General features: G+C 55.6%; 8 protein-coding genes and 1 tRNA gene. 2 read left to right on the top strand and 7 right to left on the bottom strand.

The window, feature by feature from the left end; genetic code table 11:
- Positions 1-168: 168 nt before the first annotated feature.
- Positions 169-468 (bottom strand): helix-turn-helix transcriptional regulator, encoded by a 300-nt coding sequence (locus GX839_06755; protein ID NLB05156.1) that lies wholly within the window; start codon positions 466-468, stop codon positions 169-171.
- Between the two features lie 119 nt (positions 469-587).
- Here GX839_06755 and GX839_06750 point away from each other — a divergent pair.
- Positions 588-663, top strand: a tRNA-Val gene (locus tag GX839_06750).
- 221 nt (positions 664-884) lie between these two features.
- On the opposite strand, the gene GX839_06745 is transcribed toward GX839_06750, so the two are convergent.
- Positions 885-2,606, bottom strand: coding sequence for a hypothetical protein (locus GX839_06745; GenBank protein ID NLB05155.1), 1,722 nt, complete (start codon positions 2,604-2,606; stop codon positions 885-887).
- 98 nt (positions 2,607-2,704) lie between these two features.
- Here GX839_06745 and GX839_06740 point away from each other — a divergent pair, with 98 nt between their 5' ends.
- Positions 2,705-3,418 carry a DUF218 domain-containing protein gene (locus GX839_06740; protein NLB05154.1) on the top strand — a complete coding sequence of 238 codons (714 nt, stop codon included), beginning with the start codon at positions 2,705-2,707 and terminating at the stop codon, positions 3,416-3,418.
- Here the strand turns inward: GX839_06740 and GX839_06735 are convergent.
- From GX839_06735 to GX839_06715, 5 genes are all read right to left on the bottom strand, one after another.
- On the bottom strand, positions 3,358-4,491 hold the full coding sequence (locus tag GX839_06735) for an Asp23/Gls24 family envelope stress response protein (GenBank protein ID NLB05153.1): 1,134 nt from the start codon (positions 4,489-4,491) through the stop codon (positions 3,358-3,360). The two genes, GX839_06740 and GX839_06735, sit on opposite strands and share 61 nt — an antisense overlap.
- Before the next feature lie 8 nt (positions 4,492-4,499).
- A complete protein-coding gene (locus GX839_06730; protein NLB05152.1) occupies positions 4,500-5,231 on the bottom strand; it encodes a YebC/PmpR family DNA-binding transcriptional regulator in 732 nt (243 codons plus the stop codon).
- A gap of 98 nt (positions 5,232-5,329) precedes the next feature.
- A complete protein-coding gene (locus GX839_06725; protein NLB05151.1) occupies positions 5,330-5,962 on the bottom strand; it encodes a YigZ family protein in 633 nt (210 codons plus the stop codon).
- Positions 5,955-7,250 carry a serine--tRNA ligase gene (gene serS / locus GX839_06720; protein NLB05150.1) on the bottom strand — a complete coding sequence of 432 codons (1,296 nt, stop codon included), beginning with the start codon at positions 7,248-7,250 and terminating at the stop codon, positions 5,955-5,957. Before serS ends, GX839_06725 begins: the two co-directional genes overlap by 8 nt.
- Before the next feature lie 59 nt (positions 7,251-7,309).
- The gene (locus GX839_06715; protein ID NLB05149.1) at positions 7,310-7,966 is read right to left on the bottom strand and encodes a TlpA family protein disulfide reductase; all 657 of its coding nucleotides are present in this window, start codon (positions 7,964-7,966) and stop codon (positions 7,310-7,312) included.
- Positions 7,967-8,103: the final 137 nt, after the last annotated feature.

Genomic DNA, 8,103 nt, shown 5'->3' with positions numbered 1-8,103 from the left:
GCTCATTCTAACATTTATCTTCATTTTGCGGCGCTTTTTAAATCCCTGCCAAAGGCCGATGGTGATTTCTTTTCAAGTTTTCCTGGCTTCCTTCTCGACTGTCCAGCTTAGCGTGTCATTTATCGGCACAAAACAGGCCTTCGGCCACTCCATTTTGACTTGCTGATCTTATTTTTCCCAGTCACCTTTTTCGGCAACTTTAGAGTGTAAATCCATTTTCCCGGAAGACAAATTGGAATAAAGGAGTTTCTTCCCCTGGACCCGGCCAAAAAGAAAATCAATCGACACCTTGTAATAATCGGCCAATTTAATCAACATGCAGAAATCCGGCTCGCGGACTCCTCGTTCATATTTTGAAATGGTCTGCCTGCTGACATTCAAATCCTTGGCAATATCCTCCTGACGGAGGGACATCTCCTTTCTCAGTTCTCTGAGACGCTTGGCGAATATTTGCAGCGGCCGGGTCATAACAACTGGATTATCCATGTTGATTGACCGACTCTCAACCAAAAGAGGCCTGATGCGCCGAATTGGCGCGTTTTGCGGATGCAGCCCGATGTGCTAGACTGTCAACGTTCAGCCAGTGAGGGAGCATAGCTCAGCAGGGAGAGCACTTGCCTTACAAGCAAGGGGTCATCGGTTCGAGCCCGGTTGCTCCCACCATCTGAAAGCCGCCGGAACCTCATGGTTCCGGCGGCTTGCCATTTTCCTTCATATTGAATGAAAGTGCTGTGACGTGCAATTTCCGCGCAGCTTCAAAGGTCCATGATTTAGCGTTTCCGGCCATGCAGGCCTGTATCACAATCTATCTGACTCGAAACCGAGATGGCGATCGCTGCGTCGCAACGGGGAGCCCCGAATCACCGCCTGGAGGTTATCCGTCTTTACGGTTGAAGGGCTGGAGCCTTCACTCGGACCTTAAGGGCAAAAATGGAAGATAAATCGAAAGTGCCTGCCTCTTCCCGGTTCAAATACCCCCCTGCCATCTCCTCGGCCGCCAGCGGGAAAAAGATACCCTCACGGATGATCCAGCCGGCCAGTTTTTCGATCACTGCCTTCAGTTCACCCGAAAAATGCGCCTGCTCAATCGAGGTCATGATCTCACCACCTGCCCTTCCATCAAATTCCGCCATGGACCCTCCATTTTGATCAAGCGTGATCCCGGGAATTTTCTGAAGTCTGGCAACCCAGGCCATGACCGATTCATCTATATCCGTTTCCGTATAAATCAGGGCGTAGTTCCCTGTGTCGTGTGCCTGTTTCCAGGCCGCGGGCGAAACACGCTTCAAAGAAACCATGATACCGAGTTCCCTTGCAGCTTCCGCAAAGTTTTCGCAGATCTGCCCGGCCCGGGCCTGTCCGTCCGGAAAGGTCAAGCTGAGCGGGGGAAGATCCTGGCCGTTTATTGAGAAATAGAGAGCTCCATGCTCCCGGCTTAAACCTGCCTCGCCTGCCAGACGGCTGATTGTTTCGTCATCGGCTCCCAGCAGGAGGGATGCAAGGTGCTCGCCATTGAGCTGCGCCCCGGTTGAGGGAATCATCACTGCATCCGCCCGATCCGCTGCCAGGCCGAGCAGCCGGCGGAAAGATCTGTTTTGCAGCAACGGGTCGCCGGATGGATTGACCGTGATCCCTGTCAGCCTTTCGCCGCCGAGAATGACACCCCTTTCCTCCTCCGTTCCGCCCGTTGCCCAGGCAGGTGCCGGTTCCGATGGGCCAACACCCACCACCAGGCCAAGATCAGAACGCAAAAACGCCTCCTCCGAGAACTTGTGATCGGAATATTTCAAGACGCAGAGGTAAACCGGCTGTCCCGCTTCCTCCGCTTCTTTGGAAGTGCGGACAAAAGACAGGGCAAACTCATCCGCCCGCCAAAGGGTCCAGGGACCTGACCCTGTTAGTGGAAGGGTCTGGTCCTGCAGCTGTTCCCAGGTTCCGGCATGTGAAACAACTGTCTTCCAGTGGTGTTCCGGCAGGATCAGGAGGTGGGTCAGCGCATCCATGCACTGCAGGCCCGCATTTTCCTTTTCCCGGTTAAGATGGATCTCAAGCGAAAACCGGCCTGTCCCGTCTGTGCCTGCAATCAGGTCATTGAGGACTTCCCCTGCCTCTGTTCCGTATTTCCGGTTGGCTTGGATTGAAAAAAGGACGTCTTCGCTTGTAAGGGGAAAGCCGTCCTGCCATTGGCCGCCCTCAGGCAAAATGATGGAAAGGATACCCGCCTCGTACCGCACCTTTTCCGCCAGAACCGGTACATAGTCCATGAGAACCGGGTCATATTGAAGCAGGGTCTGGTAGAGAGGCTGGTAATAGCCCCAGGGATCGACCGGGAACAGGTGCCGGCCGGACTTGAATGGGTTGAGATTCCAATCTTCCGGTTGGGCCAAAGCGATGGTCAACCTCTGGTCCGGCAGGCCCGGAAGGCCCCGGTACTGATGCGCAGCATTGCCGTCCTCTGTTGGTTCGGCAGCCGGCATCCTGGTTGGCACCGGGGTCGGTTCCGGGTCAGGATCAGCCGGCGGCCGTGGCGAACAGGCGGCGATCAAGAGGACTCCGGCAAGGGCCGCAGCCAGGAAAAGCAAAGGCTTCCCTGTCCGCCTTTTCATGTAAACAGCCCGCTTTGAACGATCAGATGGCAATGGATCCGTCTTCTTTCAGTCAATTTCAATGGACAATGCTTCCTGCTTATTTTAACATGAAGGCCATGACAGACCGCTCCAAAATCCTTGGCCGGCTGTTTGACCGGCTAATTCGCTTCCTGCTTGCGGGCTTTGCCTTGATTCTGGGGCTCGCGCTCGCTCTTTCATCAACGATTTTCTATGTTTATTTATCCATTACCCTAAGCGGCAATGCCATGATCAGGACCATGGAGCAGCTGCCGCCAAAGGTCGATTGCATTATCGTTCCGGGAGCCTCGGTCATCGCCAACAGGCGGCCCTCACCCATGCTGCAGGACCGGCTTGACGGCGCAGTCGAACTATACCGGGCGGGTTTTTCCGAGCGCATCCTGGTTTCAGGTGATCACAGGGAAGACAATTACAATGAACCCCTGGTCATGCACCGCTACCTTGTCGAGCAGGGCATTCCCGATCAGGCCATCCTCATGGACCACTACGGCCTTGACACCTATGACACCATCTTCCGGGCCAAAAATGTTTTCCGGATCGACACCGCCATCATTGCGACTCAGCGTTTCCACCTGCAAAGAGCGCTTTTCCTGGCGGACCGGCTGGGGGTTGCAGCGTCGGGTTACGCCACTGACCCCAGGCTTTACGCGTCGAACGGCTACATGATCATCCGGGAATTGGGGGCACGCCTGAAAGCAGTTTATGAGATACGGACCGGCGCCCTGCCTGCCTATTCCAGCCCGCCCTTTTCTTTTGAAGGTGACGGCCGGCTGACGCGCGACCCTTTCTGACGGACGCCTTTTTTGCCATCGTTTTTTGTGACACGCACGGCCCGCACATTGGCGGCCAGAACGTTGACGGCGGTGTATTGCTCGACACCTGAACTGACAGCTGCCTGGACCTCCGCCAGCACGGACTGGGCGCTTGATCCATAATAGATGGACAGATCCAAATCCAGGATAATGCCGTAGGGTTCCTTGTGGATTTTTTGATGGACGACCTGTTCAACCCCATCCACTTCAACAGCAAGCAGGCTAATCAGATCTTTCATGGCCTGGTCGGACATGGCATAGCTTCCGAGCGTGGAAAAAGTCGGACGGACCACCGTCCGGTCCTGCTCGGAAGCGGTCAGGGCACTTGACTGCCCGAAGACACCGAAATCGAATTTCTGCCAGAACTTTGCCAGCGGTTGAGCCAGATAACCGGAAAATTCATGCTTGATCTCCATGCTGGGCACGGGAATGGTATGCTTGCCCTCACTCAGCCGTGTCTGGCGCGCCTGATTGCGCTCCTCCTCTGACGACACGTCCTCAATCCTGATCTTGATGGATGGCTGGTTCAGCCACAAATTGTCACAGATGCGGGAGAGCATGGCCTCGGAGGTTCCCAGTATCATGAGGGCGCTTGGCAGGTGTTCAATCAGGGCACGGCGCATGTTTTCCGCCCTGACCGGATCAAGGAACATGGCCTGCCTGACTGACTCCATTTTCGTCTCTGCCCGCTTGGCCGAAGTTCCCGTAATGATGGTGCTGCCGCGGATCAGGAGCCCGTCATCGATGATGTAGTCGATCTTGTATTCGCGGGCCACCCGGATAGCCCTTGTTGATTTACCGCTTCCGCTCGATCCAATGAAAGAGACGACGGCAATTTGTGAGAGCAGCCGGCGGATTTCCTTTTGCGTTTGCGCCTCATAAGCTTCGGCGCTCTCATTCATCTGCGCAATGACCGCATCGGCCAGCCTCCCCAGGGGTTTAATGGGAAAATCGATTTGGTGGCGCTGCGGCAATTCGGCTGGCGGGGATTCAGCCGGCCGGTCCAGAGGCTGGGTGTTACCTCTTTTGCGTCTAAACCATCCGCTTGCCATCGGGCTGCCTAATCCTCCTGTTCCCAGTTGTGGTAAACATCCTGGACATCGTCATTGTCTTCCAACCGTTCGATCAGCTTGTCCATGTTCTCAATCTCTTCTTCTGATGAAAGGATCACCATGTTGATAGGAACAGGCCCCAGGCGCTGTTCGATCAAGTCATATTTTTCGGACAGGCGATCCCTGACGGGTCCGTAAAGGTCGGGCGGCGTCGTGATTTCGATCATATGCGGATCATCAAGATCGACATCCCCGGCACCTGCCTCAAGTGCATCCATGAAGACGGCATCCTCGTCGAGTGTTTCCGTGCGTTCAAGGATCAGGACACCTTTGCGATCAAATTGAAAGGAAACGCAGCCGTCCGTCCCAAGATTTCCCCCGAACTTGCTGAACAGGTGGCGGATTTCACCGGCTGTCCGGTTCCGGTTATCGGTAAGGGCGCGGACCATGACAGCGACACCGCCGGGCCCGTATCCCTCGTAGTAGATCTCTTCATAAGCTTCGCTGGCGCCTTCGCCTGACGCCCGTTCGATTGACCGCTTGATATTGTCGTTGGGCATATTATAGGATTTCGCTTTGGCAATCGCGTCACGCAAGAGGGAATTGGTGGCAGGATCCGGCCCCCCGGACCGGACGGCCTGCTGAAGTTCGCGGCCCAGTTTCGAGAAAATCTTACCGCGCTGATCATCAACCGCCTCTTTGCGGCGTTTGATATTGCTCCATTTGGAATGTCCCGCCATGGCTGACCTCCGGAAGGATAATTCCGGGGATACGGTCAGGGGGTTCGCCTGTCCGCTCCCCGCAAGCTTATTATACATGTGGCTGAGAGGGCTTTGGCTTAAGAAGATTCCTCGACCCAGCGTTCGCCGCAAGGCTCGAGCATGGCTGCCCCGCCGGAAACCTGCATGACCAGCTGGCGGAGTTCATCTGCCCTGGATCTTTCCGCGCCCACAAGCTGGCGCACGCGCGCACCGTATTCGGGCAGCTCCTGATAAAAACCTGCTGAACGGAGCCGGTTTTCAAGGAGATGGAAAACCGGATAATCTGTCTCCAGCATATAGAGCTGACAACGGATCAGGCGGACGGGGCCCGCGTCGGAAAGGGCTCCCCGGGCGGCTTTGGCGTAAGCTCTCGACAGGCCGCCGGTTCCAAGGAGAATGCCGCCGAAATAGCGGACAACCAGAATGGCTGCCCGGTCGATGCGTTCGGCCAGCAGAGCGCCGAGCAATTGCCGGCCGGCAGTGCCGTGCGGCTCGCCGTCATCTGTAAAACGCTGAAGCCGCAAGGGGGAGTCGATCCTCCATGCGTACACATAGTGCCGGGCCTCCGGGTAGCGCCGGCGCGCATCATCTTGAAGGGCAGCTGCATCTTCTTCCCCTGAGATGGGGCGGCAGATCCCAATGAAGCGGGACCCGCGCTCAGTATGTTCAAACAGGCCCTCGCGGCGAACAGACCGGAAGTGATCAGTCATGATCCGGTTCGACCGGGTGGATGACCTCGATGCCATGCATCCAGGGCGCCAGGACTTCGGGCACCCGGATGGATCCATCGGGCAGCTGGCACTGCTCGACGATAGCGGGGATGACGCGTGATGTCGCCAGCCCTGAACCGTTTAATGTGTGGCAGAATTCGGTCTTGCCCGTATCGGACTGCCTGTAGCGGATATTGCCGCGCCTTGCCTGGTAGTCCCCGGCAGTCGAAACCGAGCTCACCTCTTTGTAGATCTGCATGCTTGGTATCCAGATTTCGATATCATAGGTCTTTTTCATGCCGGCGCTGCAGTCGCCTGCTGCCAGCCGGCTGATACGGTGAACCAGTCCAAGCCCCTCGACCAGTCGCGAGGCTTTGTTCACCAGTTCTTCAAAAGCGTCTTCCGAATCCCCGGGCCGTGTGTATTGAAACATTTCAACTTTATTGAACTGATGGCCGCGGATCATGCCGCGCTCATCCGCCCGGTAGGATCCCGCTTCGCGCCGGTAACAAGGGGTAAAGGCAAAGTATTTTTTTGGCAGCTCCGCCTCCTTCAATATCTCATCTGCGTGGATGTTGGTCAGGGCTGTCTCTGCCGTCGGAAGAATAAACTGGAACTGGTCCCCCCCTCCCCGGAGCTGGAAGACATCGTCCTCGAATTTGGGAAACTGGCCGCCCACATAGCCGCATTGGTAGTTGAGAATGTGCGGCGGCAGGATCATTTCATAACCGTCTTTCAGGTGCTGTTCAATGAAATAATTGAGCAGGGCCCACTCGAGAATGGCGCCGGGGCCCCGGTAAATCCAATAACCGCTCCCCGAGAGCTTGGCCCCCCGCCCGTAATCGATCATGCCGCATGATTCGACCAGGTCAACATGGTTTTTCGTGGCTGATTCAACCGACATGGGCTCTCCCCAGACAGAAACCACCTCATTATTTTCCTTGCCGCCCGAGGGGATATCGTCAGCGGGGATGTTGGGCAGGGTGGCAAGAAATTTCTGCTGCTCGTCATTCATTTCTTTGATCCGGTTGTCCTTGTCCCGGATCGTTTCACTCAGCTGCCTCAGTTCTTCAGTTAAAACGCTGACATCGCCCTTTTGTTTTTTAATCAGGGGGACCTCCGCCGACTTCCGATTGCGCTCCGCCTTCAATTCTTCTGTTTGGTGCATCAACGCCCGGCGCTCCGCATCGGCCGCCAAAAATTCGGTGAAGTCGACGACAAAGCCTCTTCGCGCCAGCTTCTTTGCCACTTCCTCCGGTTGATTGCGGATATAAATTAAATCGAGCATGTGTTCCTCCCGGCAGTCAATCTGCCGGTTTATTCTAACACAGGCAGCTCCGGGCAGGTTCAGTGGCCCATGGCATTCAGCGCGTCATTGACGAATTGATCCATCAGCTCCCGTGGCAAGGCGCCTTGAACATAGCCGATGAAATAGCCTTCGTGGTCGATCATGAAGGTGGTCGGCAGGCCGGTGATCTGATACTGGCCGAAGGCCTCCCCGCGGGTGTCCATGAGAACCGGGAAGGTGAAATTATTTTCAAGCAGAAAGGCTTTGATGCCCTCAACATCCTTCTCCCGCTGAGCTGATGCGGAACCGTCTTCATCGGGGTAGGCGACCGCCAGGATGACCAGATCTTCCTGGTTCATGCCATGATCTTTGTAGAGGTTTTCGATATCCGGCATTTCCTGCTTGCAAGGCGGGCACCAGGTCGCCCAGAAGTTAAGGAATATGACCCGTCCCTGGTAATCCGAAAGCTTGTGTTCCTTGCCATACTGGTCGGTGAGGCTGAAATCAAAAGCCTTAATCCGTTCCTCAGTCGGCTCCGTTGTCTGATCATCCTCAGTGGCCCTGGTTTCGCTGGTGGCAGGCTCGCTTCCCTTGACAGAGCCGGGGTTCTTTTTCCCGCAGGCGGTCAAGGCAGATACAGAAACAAGCAGGGCCACGAGCAATAGCAAGCCTGCAAACCGCAGCGTCCTTCTTTTTTTATGATGATTTGTTTTCATGAAGTCATCCTTTTCTTTAAGTTCATCCGCCGTAAAGCCCTGCGATCATCAGGACGCCGATGACCAGCATGAGCAAGCCACCCGCAATGACGGTGTATTTCATGATTCTACTGTGACGGCGAAAAAAGGCAAGGGTT

This window comes from Fastidiosipila sp. (genome assembly GCA_012511175.1).
Classification (GTDB): domain Bacteria; phylum Bacillota; class Clostridia; order Saccharofermentanales; family DTU023; genus UBA4923.
Note: the sequence above shows the minus strand (reverse complement) of the source record. Positions and strands in the feature narration are given on the sequence as shown.

What these genes read in the sequence shown, in the direction of transcription:
- GX839_06725 (NLB05151.1), bottom strand. Translation starts at nt 5,962, where the DNA reads ATGACTGATCACTTCCGGTCTGTTCGCCGCGAGGGCCTGTTTGAACAT.
- GX839_06715 (NLB05149.1), bottom strand. Translation starts at nt 7,966, where the DNA reads ATGAAAACAAATCATCATAAAAAAAGAAGGACGCTGCGGTTTGCAGGC.
- serS (NLB05150.1), bottom strand. Translation starts at nt 7,250, where the DNA reads ATGCTCGATTTAATTTATATCCGCAATCAACCGGAGGAAGTGGCAAAG.
- GX839_06735 (NLB05153.1), bottom strand. Translation starts at nt 4,491, where the DNA reads ATGGCAAGCGGATGGTTTAGACGCAAAAGAGGTAACACCCAGCCTCTG.
- GX839_06745 (NLB05155.1), bottom strand. Translation starts at nt 2,606, where the DNA reads ATGAAAAGGCGGACAGGGAAGCCTTTGCTTTTCCTGGCTGCGGCCCTT.
- GX839_06755 (NLB05156.1), bottom strand. Translation starts at nt 468, where the DNA reads ATGACCCGGCCGCTGCAAATATTCGCCAAGCGTCTCAGAGAACTGAGA.
- GX839_06740 (NLB05154.1), top strand. Translation starts at nt 2,705, where the DNA reads ATGACAGACCGCTCCAAAATCCTTGGCCGGCTGTTTGACCGGCTAATT.
- GX839_06730 (NLB05152.1), bottom strand. Translation starts at nt 5,231, where the DNA reads ATGGCGGGACATTCCAAATGGAGCAATATCAAACGCCGCAAAGAGGCG.